This window comes from Chryseobacterium sp. CS2K3 (assembly GCF_059515185.1).
This window is the reverse complement of sequence record NZ_JCAKRW010000005.1, coordinates 38,391-56,483: the sequence shown is the minus strand read 5'-3', so window position 1 is coordinate 56,483 and position 18,093 is coordinate 38,391. Positions and strand designations below refer to the sequence as shown.

At 34.8% G+C, this 18,093-nt stretch carries 19 protein-coding genes; 5 read left to right on the top strand and 14 right to left on the bottom strand.

Translation table 11 applies throughout. From position 1 onward, the window contains the following. Positions 1 to 85 precede the first annotated feature (85 nt). Entirely contained in the window at positions 86 to 727 is a 642-nt protein-coding gene (pdxH, locus tag AC5YGG_RS09765) for a pyridoxamine 5'-phosphate oxidase (RefSeq protein ID WP_496144325.1), read from the bottom strand. Positions 728 to 751: 24 nt separating this feature from the next. On the opposite strand from pdxH, the gene AC5YGG_RS09760 reads away from it, so the two are divergent. Together AC5YGG_RS09760 and AC5YGG_RS09755 are read left to right on the top strand one after the other, a co-directional pair. Next, positions 752 to 1,300, top strand: coding sequence for a YqgE/AlgH family protein (locus AC5YGG_RS09760; protein WP_496144324.1), 549 nt, complete (start codon positions 752 to 754; stop codon positions 1,298 to 1,300). Positions 1,301 to 1,403: 103 nt separating this feature from the next. Further along, the gene (locus AC5YGG_RS09755; protein ID WP_496144323.1) at positions 1,404 to 1,985 is read left to right on the top strand and encodes an N-acetylmuramoyl-L-alanine amidase family protein; all 582 of its coding nucleotides are present in this window, start codon (positions 1,404 to 1,406) and stop codon (positions 1,983 to 1,985) included. Positions 1,986 to 2,068: 83 nt separating this feature from the next. On the opposite strand, the gene AC5YGG_RS09750 is transcribed toward AC5YGG_RS09755, so the two are convergent. From AC5YGG_RS09750 to AC5YGG_RS09690, 13 genes are all read right to left on the bottom strand, one after another. Continuing rightward, entirely contained in the window at positions 2,069 to 2,884 is an 816-nt protein-coding gene (locus tag AC5YGG_RS09750; protein WP_496144322.1) for an aminotransferase class IV, read from the bottom strand. A 78-nt stretch (positions 2,885 to 2,962) separates the two neighbouring features. Beyond that, positions 2,963 to 3,349 (bottom strand): START-like domain-containing protein, encoded by a 387-nt coding sequence (locus AC5YGG_RS09745; RefSeq protein WP_034696870.1) that lies wholly within the window; start codon positions 3,347 to 3,349, stop codon positions 2,963 to 2,965. Positions 3,350 to 3,562: 213 nt separating this feature from the next. Then, entirely contained in the window at positions 3,563 to 4,129 is a 567-nt protein-coding gene (locus tag AC5YGG_RS09740; RefSeq protein WP_496144321.1) for a hypothetical protein, read from the bottom strand. Positions 4,130 to 4,187: 58 nt separating this feature from the next. Continuing rightward, positions 4,188 to 5,264 (bottom strand): hypothetical protein, encoded by a 1,077-nt coding sequence (locus AC5YGG_RS09735; RefSeq protein WP_496144320.1) that lies wholly within the window; start codon positions 5,262 to 5,264, stop codon positions 4,188 to 4,190. Between the two features lie 67 nt (positions 5,265 to 5,331). Further along, positions 5,332 to 6,507 (bottom strand): aspartate aminotransferase family protein, encoded by a 1,176-nt coding sequence (locus AC5YGG_RS09730; protein ID WP_496144646.1) that lies wholly within the window; start codon positions 6,505 to 6,507, stop codon positions 5,332 to 5,334. Positions 6,508 to 6,667: 160 nt separating this feature from the next. Next, positions 6,668 to 8,410: an OstA-like protein gene (locus tag AC5YGG_RS09725; protein WP_496144319.1), complete on the bottom strand. Its 1,743-nt coding sequence runs from the start codon at positions 8,408 to 8,410 to the stop codon at positions 6,668 to 6,670. Between the two features lie 3 nt (positions 8,411 to 8,413). Continuing rightward, complete coding sequence (locus AC5YGG_RS09720) at positions 8,414 to 8,887, bottom strand: Fur family transcriptional regulator (RefSeq protein WP_027374694.1); 474 nt, start codon at positions 8,885 to 8,887, stop codon at positions 8,414 to 8,416. 67 nt (positions 8,888 to 8,954) lie between these two features. Further along, positions 8,955 to 10,946, bottom strand: a complete 1,992-nt coding sequence (locus AC5YGG_RS09715) for a KUP/HAK/KT family potassium transporter (protein ID WP_496144318.1) — start codon at positions 10,944 to 10,946, stop codon at positions 8,955 to 8,957. 116 nt (positions 10,947 to 11,062) lie between these two features. Continuing rightward, positions 11,063 to 12,043 carry a pyruvate dehydrogenase complex E1 component subunit beta gene (locus AC5YGG_RS09710; protein WP_496144317.1) on the bottom strand — a complete coding sequence of 327 codons (981 nt, stop codon included), beginning with the start codon at positions 12,041 to 12,043 and terminating at the stop codon, positions 11,063 to 11,065. Positions 12,044 to 12,318: 275 nt separating this feature from the next. Beyond that, entirely contained in the window at positions 12,319 to 12,930 is a 612-nt protein-coding gene (locus AC5YGG_RS09705; RefSeq protein ID WP_496144316.1) for a DUF8845 family protein, read from the bottom strand. A gap of 1 nt (position 12,931) precedes the next feature. Further along, entirely contained in the window at positions 12,932 to 13,429 is a 498-nt protein-coding gene (locus AC5YGG_RS09700) for an RNA polymerase sigma factor (RefSeq protein WP_496144315.1), read from the bottom strand. A gap of 98 nt (positions 13,430 to 13,527) precedes the next feature. After that, on the bottom strand, positions 13,528 to 13,947 hold the full coding sequence (locus AC5YGG_RS09695; RefSeq protein ID WP_496144314.1) for a DUF2147 domain-containing protein: 420 nt from the start codon (positions 13,945 to 13,947) through the stop codon (positions 13,528 to 13,530). Positions 13,948 to 14,077: 130 nt separating this feature from the next. Continuing rightward, positions 14,078 to 16,006: an LTA synthase family protein gene (locus tag AC5YGG_RS09690; protein ID WP_496144313.1), complete on the bottom strand. Its 1,929-nt coding sequence runs from the start codon at positions 16,004 to 16,006 to the stop codon at positions 14,078 to 14,080. An 89-nt stretch (positions 16,007 to 16,095) separates the two neighbouring features. On the opposite strand from AC5YGG_RS09690, the gene AC5YGG_RS09685 reads away from it, so the two are divergent. From AC5YGG_RS09685 to AC5YGG_RS09675, 3 genes are read left to right on the top strand one after another with little or no spacing between them, the layout of a single operon-like run. Beyond that, complete coding sequence (locus AC5YGG_RS09685) at positions 16,096 to 16,809, top strand: CDP-alcohol phosphatidyltransferase family protein (protein ID WP_496144312.1); 714 nt, start codon at positions 16,096 to 16,098, stop codon at positions 16,807 to 16,809. Between the two features lie 48 nt (positions 16,810 to 16,857). After that, positions 16,858 to 17,622, top strand: coding sequence for an exonuclease domain-containing protein (locus AC5YGG_RS09680; RefSeq protein ID WP_496144311.1), 765 nt, complete (start codon positions 16,858 to 16,860; stop codon positions 17,620 to 17,622). Positions 17,623 to 17,624: 2 nt separating this feature from the next. Further along, the gene (locus AC5YGG_RS09675; RefSeq protein ID WP_496144310.1) at positions 17,625 to 18,023 is read left to right on the top strand and encodes a putative signal transducing protein; all 399 of its coding nucleotides are present in this window, start codon (positions 17,625 to 17,627) and stop codon (positions 18,021 to 18,023) included. Positions 18,024 to 18,093: the final 70 nt, after the last annotated feature.

Here is an 18,093-nt window from a genome sequence, read left to right as displayed (position 1 = left end):
ATATTTACAAAATAAATAAGCGAGCTAAAGCTCGCTTATTTTGAATCTTGATACTATTTTTATAGATACCGTATATTATTTTATCCTATGGCGCCAATCGTGAAATTTTCCAGTCCAGATCTTCTAACTTGTAAATAATCCTGTCATGAAGGCGATTGGGGCGTCCTTGCCAAAACTCAATTTCATAAGGTCTTGCAAGATACCCTCCCCAGTGAGCAGGTCTTGGAACTTCGGTATTTTCATATTGTTTTTCCAGATCTTTTAATTGCTCTTCAAGAAATTCTCTATTTGGAATTTCCTGGCTTTGTGGAGAAACTACTGCTCCCAACTGGCTTCCTTTCGGTCTTGAATGAAAATAACCATCACTCAGGTTTTCTGCTACTTTTTCAAGATTTGCTTTAATAATAATCTGTCTCTCGAGATTAGGCCAGAAAAAATGCAGACATGCTTTATGATTGTTTTCTATGGCTTTTCCTTTTTTACTGTTGTAATTGGTATAGAAGATAAACCCTTCATGAGTATAAGCTTTTAACAAAACCATTCTTGTACGGGGACAACCATCTTCTTCTACTGTAGAAACCGCCATAGCATTAGCTTCTGAGACCTCCGGACTTTCGCTGGCATCCAAAAACCAGTTTCTGAATTGCTCAATTGGATTTTGTTTTATCTCACTTTCAATAAGTTGGGATTTCTCGTACACTTTTCTTTTGTCGTGCAGGTTTTCCATAAATATTTTTTATTAAATTTGAGTATGAATCACTCATACAAAGGTAAAATATTAATCTCGACACCTGACATTTCCGGCGATATTTTTTCAAGATCGGTGGTATTGGTAATTGAACACAACGAAAGTGGTGCATTTGGTTTGATATTAAATAAAAAGAATAGCCAGATGAGTAGTAAATTCAGGGATTTTTTCGATTTTAAGATTGAGGTCTATGACGGAGGTCCTGTAGAAAACGATAAGGTATTTTTCATTGTAAAAGGGAAGAAAGTAACTGAAATCTATTCTGAAATTACCGATGAATATTATCTTACTGAAGATATTGAACGTATCATTCATGCTGTATTGAATAATGAGCTGGATATTCATAATGTAAAGATTTTTTCGGGATATTCCGGATGGTCCTCAAATCAATTGGATACTGAAGTTCAGAGAAAGATGTGGACGGTTGTAGATGTTTACAATCTTGATTATACTTTACCTAATGATCAAACTCTTTGGAAATCAATTATGCAAAATCTTGGTGGTGAATTTTTACTCTGGGCAAATTCTCCTGAAGACATTTCATTGAATTAACTGAACGTTTTTCATTCAAATAAAATAATTAACAAATTTTAAGATTCTGTTAACCAATTTTAAAGAAAGTTTTTCCGTTCTTTGAAAAACCAAAATCACTGAAATGAAAGGTATTACATTATTTGCTTTATCAATCTTTTCGATCTCTTTTTTATCATTTGCACCTTTTAACAAAAAGTATATTGTCATTGATGCCAGCCATGGAGGAAATGACAAAGGGGCTACTTATGGCAATTTCACTGAGAAGGATATTACTCTTAGTATCGCAAAGGAAATACAAAAACTGAATGGAGATCAAAGTGAGTATGAAGTGGTTTTGACAAGAAATGCAGATACTTTTCCAACTCTTTTTGAACGAACAGAACAAATCAATAGTCTTAATCCGGAAATGGTTATTTCTCTTCATGTAAATACGTCAAAACAGGATGAAACCACTAATCAGGGAGCTGAAGTTTTTGTTCAGAACACTGAAAGTTCAAAGAAGTTAGCTGACAGAATTTCAAAAAAGTTTAATGCTAAAAAAATTGAAGAACGTAATCTTCATATTTTAAGAGAATCCAAAGCTCCGGCTGTATTGGTAGAATTAGGTTTTATTAATAATTCTGCTGATAGAAATTATATGACCAGCGAAAGTGGTCAGAAAGAAATCGCACAAAAATTCGTTGAAATCATCAACGGAAATTAAAATACAATACAATTTCTGATTTAATCAGAATAAAACCCGGTAAAGGACTTTTGGAACTTTGTTGTTTACCGGGTTTGTCAATTTTATTGATTAAAACTCTTTCTCCAACTATCTACCAATTCGGTGAATCGGGACGTTTGAAAGGTTTTATTTCTTATTTTACCTACAGAAAATATGCCTTTCTCATCTGAAATCATTAAAATTTCTTCGGCTTTCTGAGATTCAAATGCAATAATCTCGTGTTCCTGGATATCTGCGAGTTTATTTTTATGTAAAAAAGTAACAAGATTTTCCATTAAAGGAGAAATATAAGCTCCTTCGGTTTGTTTTGGAACTTTAATCACATCTCCTTCCAGGAATAAAAGATTTCCTGAAGTGGTACGCGCAATTCTCTTATTTGGGTTTAAAAGAATGACATCATCAAGGTCGTTTTCCTGTGCATAAATACTTCCGTAAATATTTTCCGGACAATGTACGCGAATATTGCTTAACAGGTTGTTATTAACATTAATTTCTTTAATCAAATCCAACTCCAGAGGTTTGCTATGAACAGTCAGAACATCATCCATTTCCACGACTTCATAAAAATAGGAAACTGAAGATTTTGCCAATGTGAGCTCATCCTGGTTTCTGAAAACCTGAAAATTAATAATTCCGTTGTTTATGCCTTTAGCCTCTATTATTTCATTTTGGAATAATGTCTGAAAAAACTCCAGGGTATAGGTTAAAGGAATATTCATTCTCATCTTTCTCATGGAAGCCATCAGGAAGAAATAAGATTCTTCGTCCATGATTAATCCGCTGTTTCTTACAAAGAAAGAAACCTTCACTGCATCGCCCCAAAGAAAGGCTCTATTTTTCACATTTAATGCGTCTGATGTAAAATATTGATTTTCCAATTTTTGATGTGATTTATTTATAAAAAAATAATGAACGATAAATCGTTCATCAGTTTTATCAATTAATACGGTCCTGTGTTATGCAGCACCTAATTTTATTCTAAGGTTCTCAATAAGATTCTCCCAATACATTGCGTTTTCTTCTTCATCTCCTTCTTCACAGAAATCTGTAATATTCAGCGCTAAATCTTCTGTAATATCGTCTATTGTGATAGTCATTTCAAAGAAATTCTTAGTTCCTTCGTCTTCTTCCCATCTGAAACGCACGAAACCTTCAGGCTTATATCTGATCAAAGTGGCCTTTTCAGCAGGACCTCCACCCCAGCTAAAAAAGAAATCATCGCCTTTCTCTGTAACCTCATCCGCAAACCATTCAGACAATCCCTCTGCAGTCGCCAGATATTCATATAAAATCTCTGATAAACAGTGCATTGGAAATTCGTAATGGACTTTATGTTTCGCCATATATCTTTGTTTTTATCGTCCCGCAATATATAAATTAATTTTTTTATTACACAAAATTGCAGTTACTTTTTTAAAGAATATGCATGATATTTATCAGAGATCAAAAATCCGTATTATGTTAAGTATTAACCCTTAAAACCATGATGTATTGCATAAAAAAATCTCTCTTTAATAGAGAGATTTGTATTGAACCCTGGAGTCAGGTTTTATAAATTAAAAATGGAAATTAAGCTCTACAAATCCTATTTTTCCAAATCCTGTTTCGCTCCATCCTTTTTTCTTATCTTTCTGGAAGGTATCTTTATCTATAATATAGATGTATTTATAATAAAACATCGGTTCTGTAGAAATAGAGAAATGTGGAGAAATAAAATACTGTACTCCTATAAAAGCTCCTATTCCGTTATCATATTGAGGTTTATTAATATTTTTATAATTAGAATACCTCATAAAATAATCTGCACCGTAATAGAAGTTCCAGTTCCGGTATCTTTTCAAGTTTCTATCTACTCCTAATTTGATGGCAAATTGGGTAAATCCGCCTTCGCTATCGTCTTTTTTGAAGTCGAATCCGGTTCTGTAAGACCATTTCCCCTGCGGTGAATATCTGTAATTGATAATCATTGCATTATCATCTGATGCAAAAATGGATTTAATAAATTTATTGATCCCAATTCCGATCTGATGCTGCGGAATAGTAAACAAGGTATCTTTTTGAGCCTGCGCCAAACAAAATATTGAGCAGAAAATAAAGAAAAAAGCTGTAGTAATACGTTTCATAATAAAAACATCTCAAAAACTGATTTTGTCTTTGAGATGTGTATTTGGATTGTTATATTTATTTTATGTAGTTGGCAAATATAGCTTTGATCTTTTCTTCAAAATCACCGATATATACGTCAGTATTCTCCGTTGATCCATCAAAATAAACAATGAAGAATTCTCCTTTTCCATTTACAGTTTTATACACGATATCACCGATCTTTTGTCCCGAATAGAACACTTCAGCCTTAGAATTCGCATTGATCTGACTGTCTGTAGGGTCATTAATTGGAGCTAATGCCTCAACATTCATACTGTAAGTGATTCTTAGATTTCCTTCACTTACATACCCTGAAACAGCTTTAAAATCATCCTTAGAGGAAATGTTTGCATAGTCAGCGTGTTTTAAAGTAACATTAGCTACTACTTCGCTACTAGGTCCCTGAGGAGTTGCCGCAGCATATTTAAGCTGGAAATCTTTACTTGAATTTCTTTGCCATACGATATTCTGCGTCATTGGAGATGCATAGATCTGAATATTCGCGCTGATTGGCATACTAAAGTTAGTACTGTTATCAAAAGTAACATTCGATAAGTTCATACTAAAAATCGTATTGTTGCTTCTTTTTAATGTAAGATTAAACGTTTTTGGAAGCCAGATTGTTTCAGAATTGTAGCTTGTTTGTGTATCTGTATAAGATGTAAGCGTTAACTCACCATCAATAGCAGCCTGGTTTTGTACAGACGGAAATTTCAGGACAACAGCTGAAGCATTTGCTGTTTTAGTCCATGAACCTGTAGCATTGTTATAAGTATACGTCCCCAGTTTACTTGCAAATTGTAGTTTATTATCAATCAAAACATCACCGTATTGATTTTCAAAGCTTTCTACAACGTTATTTAGGTAGCTGTCATCATACTCTTGTGCAGTGTTATTGAACATAGTGTACAAGATATACTTGGACAGATCTCCATCATCCAATGTATTCAGCTTGTCATAAAACCCATTAATGGTTTTCTTAATGTTTTCTTTGTCTTGTGCTACTGAGGTTGTACGATTCTCTGCTACAACGTCATCGGAAGAACTTCCACACGCTTGAAATCCAAGAATGGTCGCTAGTCCCATTCCTGCGAATAAAATAAATTTTTTCATGGTTATTTTTTTACGGTGCGAAAGTATATATTTTTTTTATTTATTCAAAACGTTTAACTTAAAATGCTTATTTGTTATCTAAAATCTCTAAAATAATCTCACATCCTTTTCTTATTTCATCTTTTGAAATAGTCATTGGTGGGGAGATTCTCAGGTATTCATTTCTGTAGAGCTGCCAGAAAACAATAAGTCCTTTTTCCATACATTTTTTGGCTACTTCCAGTGTATATTCCGGTTCTCCAAGGTTTACAGCAAGCATTAATCCTTTACCGTTAATATTTTTAATCTTCGGATGAACCAGAAGTTCTCTGAATAATTTTTCTTTTTCTTCCACTTCGTTCATCAAACCACTTTCCAGCACTTCTTTTAAGGTAGCATAACTAGCTGCAGCAATCAAAGGATTCCCTCCAAAAGTAGTAACGTGTCCCAGCTTTGGTGAATGAGATAATGTTTCCATAATTTTTCTGGAACTCATGAATGCTCCTACAGGAACTCCGCCACCCATTCCTTTTCCCATAACAAGGATGTCGGGAACGATTCCAAAATGTTCAAAAGAGAATAGCTTCCCTGTTCTTCCAAACCCCGGCTGGATTTCGTCTAAGATTAAAAGCGCTCCTACTTCTTCACATCTTTTTTTCAATTTAATTAGATAGTCCTGATCCGGAACTAAGAACCCTGCTGCCCCCTGAATGGTTTCCAGAATAACACCGGCTGTCTTCTCAGTAATTTTATCGAAATCATTTTCATTATTGAATTCAATGAAAGTGACCATTGGCAATAGCGGACGAAATTCTCGTTTATGATTTTCATTTCCTGAAACACTTAATGCCCCGTGAGTATTCCCATGGTAAGAATTTTTGAAAGAAACAATTTCTTCTCTTCCTGTATATCTTTTTGCCAGCTTTAAACTTCCGTCAATTGCCTCTGCACCACTGTTTACCAAATAGGTAACTTCCAAAGGTTCCGGAGTAGCTTCTGCCAGCAATTTACAAAGAGCAATAGGTTTTTCCTGTGCATATTCTCCATATACCATTACATGAAGATATTTATCCGCCTGTTCTTTAATAGCGTTGACCACTTTTGGATGTGAATGTCCTAATGTATTGGCAGAAACTCCTGCTACAAAATCAAGATATCTTCTTCCATCGGTACCATAAATATAGTTTCCTTCTGCTTTTTCTACTTCAAAACCTGCGGCAAATTTCGTAGTCTGTGCCTGATATATAAAAAAATCTTTGTGCATTTCCATTGTCTCAAAAAATTTCAGCAAAGCTATAAAAGATTCAGCAAATGCCGAAATAATTGACTGGGAATAAAAGCTCTTCTGAATAATGAGTGTAAAGAAAATTTGATCTCTATTAACTTAATAAATAAAAAACCGCTTCATTGAAGCGGTTCATATATTATTTTCTTACTCTTTTTGGTTTCTTGGCTTCTTCTTTGGCTTTTTCGTCATCAATTGTTTTCTGAGCTTTATCGAAGAGTTCGTTATCTGCAGTATACTTTATTTCTTCATTGTTAGGACTGTCTACCAATATATCCTGCCATTTCCTGATCCGGTCTTTGGTATTCCAGTTGAAATCCGGAAACTTCCTTCGTGAGGGTTCTATTTTACTCATCGGATAGGTATCTGATACAGCTCCTATACTACATGAAATGATCTGTAAAGCTCTTTCTTCAAATAAAGCACCTATGATCCCGCATGCTGAAAGAGTAATTCCTATTCTTTCAGGTTTTTTAGTTTCCTGGTCTACATCATCTACATAGGCAATAGCTTGTGCGTTACCTACCACTCTTGCCTCTTTAATGTCATTTCCCTGATAATAGACCGTCATGAATTTCCCTTTTACCTGATTGAATTCATCTTTCAGTGTTAAAGAATCTACCTTACTGATCGCAAAAGCATTTCCTATAACTTTCAAGGAGTCTATATTTTCATTCTTTGTATTAAAGTAAGCTTCTACCTTATCTCCGGTTACCTGCTTTTCTCCGCTCCAAAGAATAGGGTTTGTAAACATATGCATTACTCCATCTGTTTCGTTAAAAGCAATAGAATCTGCTCTACCCTGTGCATTGGATTTATATATTCTTGCCTTTTTATAAGCTCTTAAAAAACTTTTCTTTACAGTGATATCTAAAGAATCCGGTTTTTGATAGGAGATAATTTTTTCTGCGGCAAAATAGGCAGTGTCTTTCTCCATGATCTTAACAGCATACGGACTTTTGGTCATCATGGAAGAGTCTTTTTTCTCAAAGATCTCACCGTATCCGCCTTTTATATATCGTCTTTCTTTCGGATCATCCAGCGTTACATTGCCGGTTGCTTTACCAAAACCTGTAATTTGATTGAAGTACATATCATCACCAGTCAAGATTTTATCATTATAAAAGATCTTGGAATTCTTATTCAGGAAAGCTTCTTTGGTTTCCATTCTGTAAGTTCCTCTTTCTGTATAGACCCTGTTTTTAGGATTTGCTCTGTTGGTAATGGTTGTAGGACCAAAAAACTCAGCCACCTTTGTATTCTGGTTTTGTTTTATATTGGCTCCTTCAATGATGTATTGTGCATTATCTATTTTCACATTTCCAACGAAATCAATCATTTTAGTATCCAGAAAATAGGTAGCAGATTTGGTATACATCACATTTCCCTGAGTATCAGAAATGGTTCCGCCTGTATTAAAGTATGCTTGGCTTGCAAGCTTATCATAATAAAGAATTTCTGTTTTAATGGTTTGTTTAGGATCTGTAAGGACAACGTTTTTTCGGGCAACACCTTTTTGAGTATTACCGTCGTATTCCATTTCTCCTGCTGTAATGACAGAACCATCAGCATTTTGAAGTCTTACATTGCCGATTGCTTTGGCAAAGTTCTCTTCACTGTAAAGAACTACTTCATCTGCTGTAAGGATAGACCCTTTTTGTTCAATCTGAACATTACCGATAAAGTACTGATTGCCTTCATATTTTGCCGGGTCTTTGATAATTTTATCTGCGTTGATAAGCTTTATTTTCTCTTCAGGTTTCAGCGGTTGCGGTTTTGCCGGTGAAGTATTCTGTAAGTACGGATCTCTCTTCACAGGGGTTTTATCCTGCGCCATGCTGAGCGTAGAAATAAAGATAAACAGAAAAAGGATTATTCTCATTAATTAATCATTCTTAGTGCCATAGAAATATAGCGAATGAGAATCAATTTTTACGCCAAATGCTTCTTCAATGGCTTCTTTGATTCCTTGGATTCTTGGGTCACAGAATTCAATAATTTCTTCAATTTCTTTATCAGAGTCTTTTTTGTAGATCACCAAGTGGTCATGTTGTTTGTCAAAATAAGACTTCTCATAAGATGAAGAGGTCAGGGTCTTTTCTCCAAACTGATGCTTACGGATTAATCCTGCATCAAGGAAAATTTCAATAGTATTGTAAATAGTAGCCTTAGAAACATGATATTTCTTCTGCATCATGAGAAGATACAGATCATCAACATTAAAGTGATGATCCATATTATAAATCTCTTCTAGTATCGTATACCTTTCAGGAGTGTTTCTGAACCCTTTTTCTAATAGGTAATTTCTTAAAACGTCCTTGATTAAGGCTATATTTTTTTCTTTTTGTACTGTATCCATTAAAAAAATTATCTACAAATTTATTGATTTTTATTTAAATAGATAGTATGGTTAAATACCCTAACATTTAAGAGTTGTGACGGAAGTACCCGGACTGTTCGATTTTATTGTCATAAACCGTAAGCTCTGTAATAGGGGCAGATTCTACCTCAACGTTGTGAGAAGATACTCCCCAAGCCTTAAAATCATCACTTCCGATATACTTCACGAAGTTGTAAATATTAAGGGTAATCTTTTGTTTAACAGTTAAAAGTATATCGTTGATATAAGTATTATCTATAATCACATACTTCAGATCCGGCGGTATATCATGAGCTCTTAAAGACGGGTGGCTGCTTCTTGAAGGAATGGTTCCGTCTGCCATAAGGTCTCTCAATACCATGTTGAAATAATCGTTGATTCTTCGGTCTACTTTAAATCCTAAAAGGAAATTGATCTTATAAACAGTTCCCGGAAGAATTTCATCCACTGTATACTTGAATGTATATGGATCTTCCTGGTTTACAATACTTAAAATAAAGTAATGATCTGCTCTTTTAGGTTGTTTTTTGATGATGGAATAGATAATTTTTGATTCTACTTCATCATTTCTTTTGGCTCTGCTCAGATAAGCAAGGTTAGTCGCATATTTTGGAATGGTTTCATCCAGTTTCATGTCTTTAAGGATTGAAATGTATTTATCAATCTTTACATACTGGATAAAGTTGGCTTTAATCAATCTACCATTATACCAAGCATACATACATACTGCAATGAATCCGCCTAATACCATTGTTAACCAGCCTCCATCAACAAACTTAATTACATTCGCATAGAAGAAACCAGATTCCAGGAACAGGTAAACGATTGCAAAACCAATGATAAAGATTTTATTAACTCTAGTGCGGCTTAACCAGAATAAAAGAAGAATGGTAGTCATTAGCATGGTAATCGTAATCGTAAGACCATAAGCTGCTTCCATACGTTCTGATTTCTGGAAAAATATTACCACTACAAAACAGAATGCCATTAATCCCCAGTTGATTCTAGGAATATACATCTGTCCTTTAATCCCTGAAGGATATTCAATATGCTGGTTGGGCCAGAAAGAGATTGACATTGCCTCCGAGAACATAGTGAATGATCCTGTAATTACAGCCTGACTGGCAATAATAGCAGCTGCTGTTGCCAAAATTACACTTGGTAAAACTGCCCACTCAGGCATAATTCCAAAGAAAGGGTTTACACCGTTGTGTACTTGGTGATAGTTATCCAACAACCATGATCCTTGTCCTAAATAGTTCAGGATAAGCATTAGTTTAACGAAGATCCAGCTGATTCTGATATTTTTTGCTCCACAGTGTCCTAAATCTGAGTATAAAGCTTCTGCCCCTGTTGTACAAAGGAAAACAGCTCCCATAATCACGATGGCACTTGATGAGTGGGTAATCAGGTTATAGGCATACATAGGATTGAAAGCCCTGATAATTTCGATATGATCAAAAATATGCATTGATCCTGAAATTCCTAAAACCAGGAACCAGGTCACCATGACGGGTCCAAAGAATTTACCAATAGAAGCTGTACCGAACTGTTGTACGACAAAGACTATGAATAAAATGACCAAGGTGATGAGGACAACCGGAGTTTCGGGGTTATAAATCTTTAATCCTTCGATCGCCGACATCACGGTTAATGAAGGGGTAATAACACTGTCTGCCACCAGCGTGGATGCTCCTATGATGGCGACTACATACAGCCATTTTTTCTTGAGCTTTTTTACTAATGAATATAACGCCAGAATTCCACCTTCACCCTTGTTGTCTGCTCTAAGAGCAATGATCACATATTTAAGAGTGGTCTGAAGCGTCAATGTCCAGATGATACAGGATAATGCTCCCTCAATGTATTCATCAAACGGCATGGTAGCACCGTCTTTTCTTGCGTTTACAATCGCCTTCATTACGTAGAGCGGAGAGGTTCCAATATCCCCGAAAACGATTCCAAGCGAAACAATAACGCCTACAAATGAAAGCTTCTTTAAGTCAAAGTGATGACCGCCTTCTGTAACTTCTGCCATATCAGCCAATTTATTTTTTTAAAAGCGCAAATTTATATCAATTTTATGACCCCAAGAATTTTTCTTCATGAATATAATAAATGAAAAAACTTCCTTTCGGAAGTTTTTCTCTATAATTATTTTACGTACATCGCTTTTTTAATTTCCTCTTTTACTTTTTCAAGTTTAGGGAACCACTCTGCAAATAATGCAGCTGAGTATGGTGCAGGTGCATCAGGAGTGGTAATTCTCTTGATTGGAGCATCTAAATAATCGAATGCTTTTTGCTGAACCATGTATGTAATTTCAGAAGATACAGATCCAAATGGCCAAGCTTCTTCTAAGATCACTAATCTGTTTGTTTTCTTTACAGACTCTAAAATAGTATCGAAATCTAAAGGACGAACTGTTCTAAGGTCAATAACTTCTACAGAGATTCCTTCTTTCTCCATATCTTCAGCAGCCTGCATCGCCAATTTCATGATTTTACCAAAAGAAACTAAAGTAACATCTTTACCTTCTCTCTTGATATCTGCTTTTCCGATTGGTAAGTAGTACTCTTCTTCAGGAATTTCCATTTTATCACCATACATCTGCTCAGATTCCATGAAGATAACCGGGTCATTATCCTGAATAGCTGTTTTCAACAATCCTTTTGCGTCATAAGGGTTTGAAGGTACTACTACTTTCAATCCCGGACAGTTAGCGAACCAGTTTTCAAATGCCTGAGAGTGTGTAGCTCCTAATTGACCTGCAGAAGCAGTAGGTCCACGGAAAACGATTGGGCAGTTCCACTGTCCACCACTCATCTGACGGATCTTCGCCGCATTATTGATAATCTGGTCAATCCCTACTAATGAGAAATTGAATGTCATAAATTCTACGATTGGTCTGTTCCCGTTCATTGCAGCTCCTACAGAAATCCCTGTAAACCCAAGTTCTGCAATCGGTGTATCGATCACTCTTTTTGGACCAAATTCATCCAGCATTCCTTTTGAAGCTTTATATGCACCATTATATTCTGCAACTTCCTCCCCCATCAGGTAGATAGATTCGTCTTTACGCATTTCCTCGCTCATTGCCTGTGCAATTACCTCACGAAAAGTATATTCTGCCATATTCTCTTGAAAAATTTAGACTACAAAAATAGTGTTTTTTTATTATACACATAATAAAAAGGCGTTTCATTTGAGCGAGGTACTTTAATATTAATGATAATTCAAGAAAGGATGTTTGGTGAAAAAGTGAACTGAAAGCTGAAAGAGGGAATTTTATTACAGGTTGAAAGAATAAATTAACGTCCTTTCAATTACTTTTAAAATTCAAACCGTTACCATTATCCGAAATTATTTTCAAAAACGGCTAACATTAACTTCCAGCTTCATTTCTTAAATTATTTTTCCTCCTGAAGACTCAATTCCTTATAGTTTTTCCTAAGGTCCTGTAGAATTTTCCCGTAGGTTCTTTTATATATTTTATACAGAATATAGAAACCAATAATCACAACAATTCCAAAAATGATATAATTCGCTGTTCCGGGTATCATATTATCAGGATTGGTGGGTAAAGCTGTTGTATGATGAGAACTATTCCAACCCTCTCTGGATCCTGCCATAAACTCTCTTGTATTATGATCAAAGTGAAGGATACTATCCACAATTACCAGCAGTAATGACATACACGCATATCCTAAAATAAGGATTCTCAGATTTAAAATACTTTTCATTAACGCAATACTGTTTTGCCCGGTTTTCATTTTACGGAACAGAAAAACAATTAATCCTGTAAAAACGACAAACATTGTTATTCTGATATAAGGGAACTGTTTATCAAGATATCCGTATAAAGTCCATAGCACAACTTCAATGGCACCAATCAGCAATAATGTTTTGGTGATAGAAACTGATTTATTCTTTATCATGTCATAAATTTCGTTTTCAGAATATTCTTTAAAGTCATCTGATTCTTTATTCCAGTCTTTTTTCAGTAATTCTAATTCGTCCATATTATTTTGTGTTTATTTTGGTTCTCAAATTATTTTTGGCTCTGTTCATCTTCACTCTTGCATTTCCTTCTGTGATCCCGAGGATCTCTCCTATTTCTTTGTAGGGTTTATCTTCCAGATACATCATGATTAAAGCTTTTTCTACATCAGACAGTTCATAGATTGCCTTATACATCTTCTGTAATTTATGTTCATCGTCTTCATCATCTTCATATTCCATTTTAAGAGTGGAAATATCAATATCTACAGCTTGTGCATCTTTCTTTTTTGGTTTTCGGAATAAGGTGATCGCCGTATTCAACGCTACCCGATACATCCAGGTAGAAAATTTTGAATCTCCTTTGAATCCGGGAAAGGATTTCCACAGTTGTATGGTGATTTCCTGGAAAAGATCCTGATGATCATCCATATTGTCCGTATATATCCTGCATATCTTATGGATAAGCTTTTGATTCGGCTTAAAAAATTCGATAAATGTTTTCTCCTGTTCGGTGCTCATATTCTATAAGTGGGGAGATTTTATTTTCGTTACATATTTTCACAAAAAAAATGACATTTCGTAACGAAATGTCATTCAAAATTCTATTTAAGCTTATATTAGTTGGCTTTCTCCCAAACCTGGGTTCTTCCTAATAATGATAATCCTAAGTAACCTCTTACATTCAGCTTATCACCGCTTTTTGTAATGGTACATTTATAAGTTTTACCTGTTTTAGGATCTGTAATATTTCCTCCGGTGAATTCATCACCTTCTTTTTTCAATCCTCTGATGATTTCCAATCCTACAATTGGCTTTCCTTTTCTATCATCTTTACATGCTGTACAGTTCGGGTCAGTAGGTTTTATCAACAATTGAGATACTTTCCCATAATATTTCCCGTCTGATTTTTTAAAAATCTCTACAATAGATTTAGCTTGTTTTGTTTCATCATCTATCGTTTTCCACTTCCCTTCAATCTGTGCAAAAGTAAGCACACTGAATAGAGAAAGTGCAAATGTTAACATTAACTTTTTCATATTTCTTATAGTTTTAATTTTAATATAGTAATCTTATCTATGTATTGATAAAAATATAAATTAATTTTCAACGAACAAAAACTTTTATTATACAAAGCATAAAGGCTATAAAGCCGGAATATTGAGCAAATTAATTCAGCTTTCTATTAATCACTCTGCTCATATAATCCTGATACCAAGCTTTAGCAGTTTGTTTACCCTTTTCCACTTCTGGAGTTTTTATCTTTTCAATAAGATTTTTTTCAAAACCTATATCTGCTTTATCATAAACTCCCACAATTTCCTTGCCATCAAAACGATACATATAGTTCCCGATAATGAACTGCTCTGTATTACCATCGGAATTCACCATAATCTGCGAATATTTTTTATCACTCACCAAACTTCTTCCCCAGCTTCTGATAGGTTTATTATAACCGATAAGATCTGCTAATGTAGGATAAATATCTATCTGCTGTGCAATTTCAGGATTTTCTCCTTTAAGATTATATTCCGGATTTGGTGAATAAAAAATTAACGGTACCGCAAAACGGTTCATGCCTTTTTCATATTCAGGATAATAAATCTGATTGGTATGATCTCCTGTGAATACGAAAATTGTATTCTTAAACCACGGTTGCTTTTTTGCCGTTTCAAAATATTCTTTAATAGCATAATCTGTATACTGCATGGGTTCATGTATTTCCAGCGGTCCTTTCTTGAATTTACCTTTATATTTTTCAGGAATTTTAAACGGATGGTGAGAAGATGCGGTGAAGACAGTTGTCATAAATGGCTGTGTTTTCCCAACATTTTTAGCAAAATACTGTAAGAATGGTTCGTCCCAGATTGCCCACATTCCATCAAAATCTTCATCGTGATTGTATTCTGTTTTTCCAAAATAATGTTTAAATCCTAAAATATTTCCAAAACCAAGGAATCCCATGGAACCGTTAGGCGCACCATGATAAAAAGAAGTGTCGTATCCCAAATCATTACAGACAGAAACAATAGATTGAATTTTCTGGTTGGAATAAGGTGATCCTGTAAAAGCATCCGTAAGACTCGGAATTCCTGCCAGTACACTGCTCATTCCGTGAATAGACTGCCTTCCATTCGCAAACGTGTTAGGAAAAATAAGACTTTGAGTTGCTAAACTGTCTATAAATGGAGTATAGGAAACGTAATCTTTGATATTTTTATCTTTATTAAAAGCTCCGGAATATTCTCTTCCAAAAGATTCAACAATAAAAATAACAATATTGGGACGGTTTTCTACTTTTCGCTCATAGATTTTATAAGGCTGCACATTCTCTTCAATATATTTTTCATCTACAAAATGAACTTCTTTAAAATTATTTGTATTTAATGTTCTAAAAAAAGAAAATGTACTATTAAGAACTATATTTCCTTGTAGTGGATTCGTCACAAAACGTGTTGCATCCACCATATTGATAGGTCTTGTACTGTGTTTGAAATCTCCTCTGATTCCTCCTACAACTAAAACAGCCGTAATACATAAGGTAACAATAGATGAAAGAAAGTAAGGAAGCAGTTTGGCAGGTTTTGATTCTTCTACCTTTACTTTTTTATAAAGGAAAACCCACAATCCCATTAAAACAATAAACCAGATCAGGACAAAAGGATGCTCGCCAATAGAGATCATCAGCGTCTGAGAAACGTTAGATTCATGTTCTGCCACCTGAAATACTGCAGAAGTAAGCCTTGCCTGAGAAAATTTATAATAGATAAAATCCCCGAAATTCATGCCGTACGTCAAACCATTAGTGATGAAATAAATCCAGAAAAGAACTTTCTGAAAGCCTTTCTTTGTATTGATAACCAACGGAAGAAGACTGAGCAGAATAAACAATGCATTGACGTACAAAATTGCCGTTGTATCGAAAGCCGTCCCATGATAAGCAAGCTTCAGGTAATCTGAAACAGAATCTACCTTGATCAGGTCCTTATTAAAATACCAAAATAAAAGTCGTGCGATCTGATAAAAAACATAAGCTAAAAAAATCCTGTACAGCAATACCAGAACTTCCTGTTTTCTAAATCCTTTTAAAAATTTCATGGCACAAATTTACACCAAAATCACTTTATTGCATTTTTTAGTTCATATTATTTTGAGTTAGAATTTTTAAAAACATTAATTTTGTCCTTATGGATTTTATAAAGAATAATCTTGCCAATGCCTTGACTCTGGCTAATTTATTTGCTGGATGTATAGGTGCAATACATCTTATTTTAGGAGACTATCAAACTACGGCGATATGCCTTATCCTCTCCTCTATCTTCGACTTTTTTGACGGGTTTGTTGCCAGAGCCGTAAAATCAAACTCCAATCTGGGGCTTCAGCTGGATTCCCTTGCGGATATGGTAAGTTTTGGATTAATCCCCGGGCTTACGATGTATAAAGCACTTGAGCCATTCGGTGCAGAGCTTCTTGGCATTCATTTTCCTTTCGAGATTAAGTACATAGGATTAGTGGTTACTACTTTTTCCTGTCTGAGACTTGCTATCTTTAATCTTGATGAAGAACAGAGGTATTATTTTAAAGGACTGAATACTCCTACCAACACTGTTTTACTCTTTGGATTGTATTATGCATTTAAAGAAACCGGAAGTTTCAGCTGTTTGTTTGAAAACGGGTTACTGCTGATTATTCTTAGTCTTCTTACCTCATGGCTATTGATAAGCCCTATAAAGATGATGGCTATGAAGTTTAAATCAAAAGCATTAAAAGATAACTATCCCAAAATAGTCTTACTTGTAGGAGGTATTGCTATTCTTGCGATCTTCCAGATTGTAGGAATTCCGATGCTCGTTATTTATTATATATTAATATCTCTTATTTTTCAGAGACAACTCAAATAGAAGTCAACGGACTTCCTATGTAACACATTTTTAAATTATTAATTCAACATGAACTTAAAACTCCATAAACCACTTTGTATTTTTGATCTGGAAACAACAGGAACCAACATCGGAAAAGACAGAATCGTTGAAATATGTATTCTAAAAGTAAATCCTGATGCATCCAGAGAAAGCAAAACATGGCGCGTTAATCCGGAAATGTCTATTCCAAAAGAAAGCAGTGAAATTCACGGGATCTATGATGAAGATGTAAAAGACGCTCCTACTTTCAGGGAAATTGCGCCTAAGATTATGGAAATGATCACCGGTGCAGATTTGGGAGGCTTTAATTCCAATAGATTCGATGTTCCTCTTTTAGCAGAAGAATTATTAAGAGTGGAAATGGATTTTGATCTTAGCAAGTTCAGATTGGTAGATGCCCAGACTATTTTCCATAAAAAAGAACCTAGAAATCTTGGAGCAGCTTATCAGTTTTACTGTGGAAAAACATTAGAAAATGCACATTCTGCGGAAGCTGATGTATTGGCAACATTTGAGGTATTGGATGCTCAGGTAGGTAAATATGACGATATTCCGAATGAAATAGCTCTTTTGAGTGAATTTACATTCCATAATAAAAATGCAGACCTGGCCGGATTTATTGGATATAATGATAAGCAGGAAGAAATTTTCAACTTCGGAAAGTATAAGGGACAAGGCGTAAAAGCTGTTTTCCAAAAGGATCTTGGCTATTTCGGATGGCTTCAGAATGCTGATTTTCCTTTGTATACTAAGAAAGTCTTTACCAAAATTCAATTGTCAAGCAGATTTTAAATATGTCGGATCTGGTTCGCTTTAAATTTTATGAAACAGCCCTGGAAGCTAACAGGGATAAACAGATTCTAGCTGAAAACGGAATCAACAGTTTCATTGCGAATGAACAGCTTATTCAGTCGGATTGGCTGCTTTCCCAGGCTGTAGGTGGAATTCAGCTTCAGGTTTTTGAAGAAGATATTGAAAAAGCAATGCAGGTTCTTCAGGATTATAAAGATAATGAACAATATTCTTTAGAGGTAGAACATACCATTGAAAATCCTGATTTTGATTTTGTATGTCCTAAATGTGGTTCAAATCATATTTACAGAGACGATAAAGCAACAAGTTTCTTTGGGATCTCATTTTTAACCAGTGATAAGTTTATATGCTATTACTGTGGCAACGAATTTACACATTAAAGCCAGCTATAACATTAAAAAGGAATAGCAAAACAGCAGCAGGAAAGGACATTTTAAAGTATAGTAAATT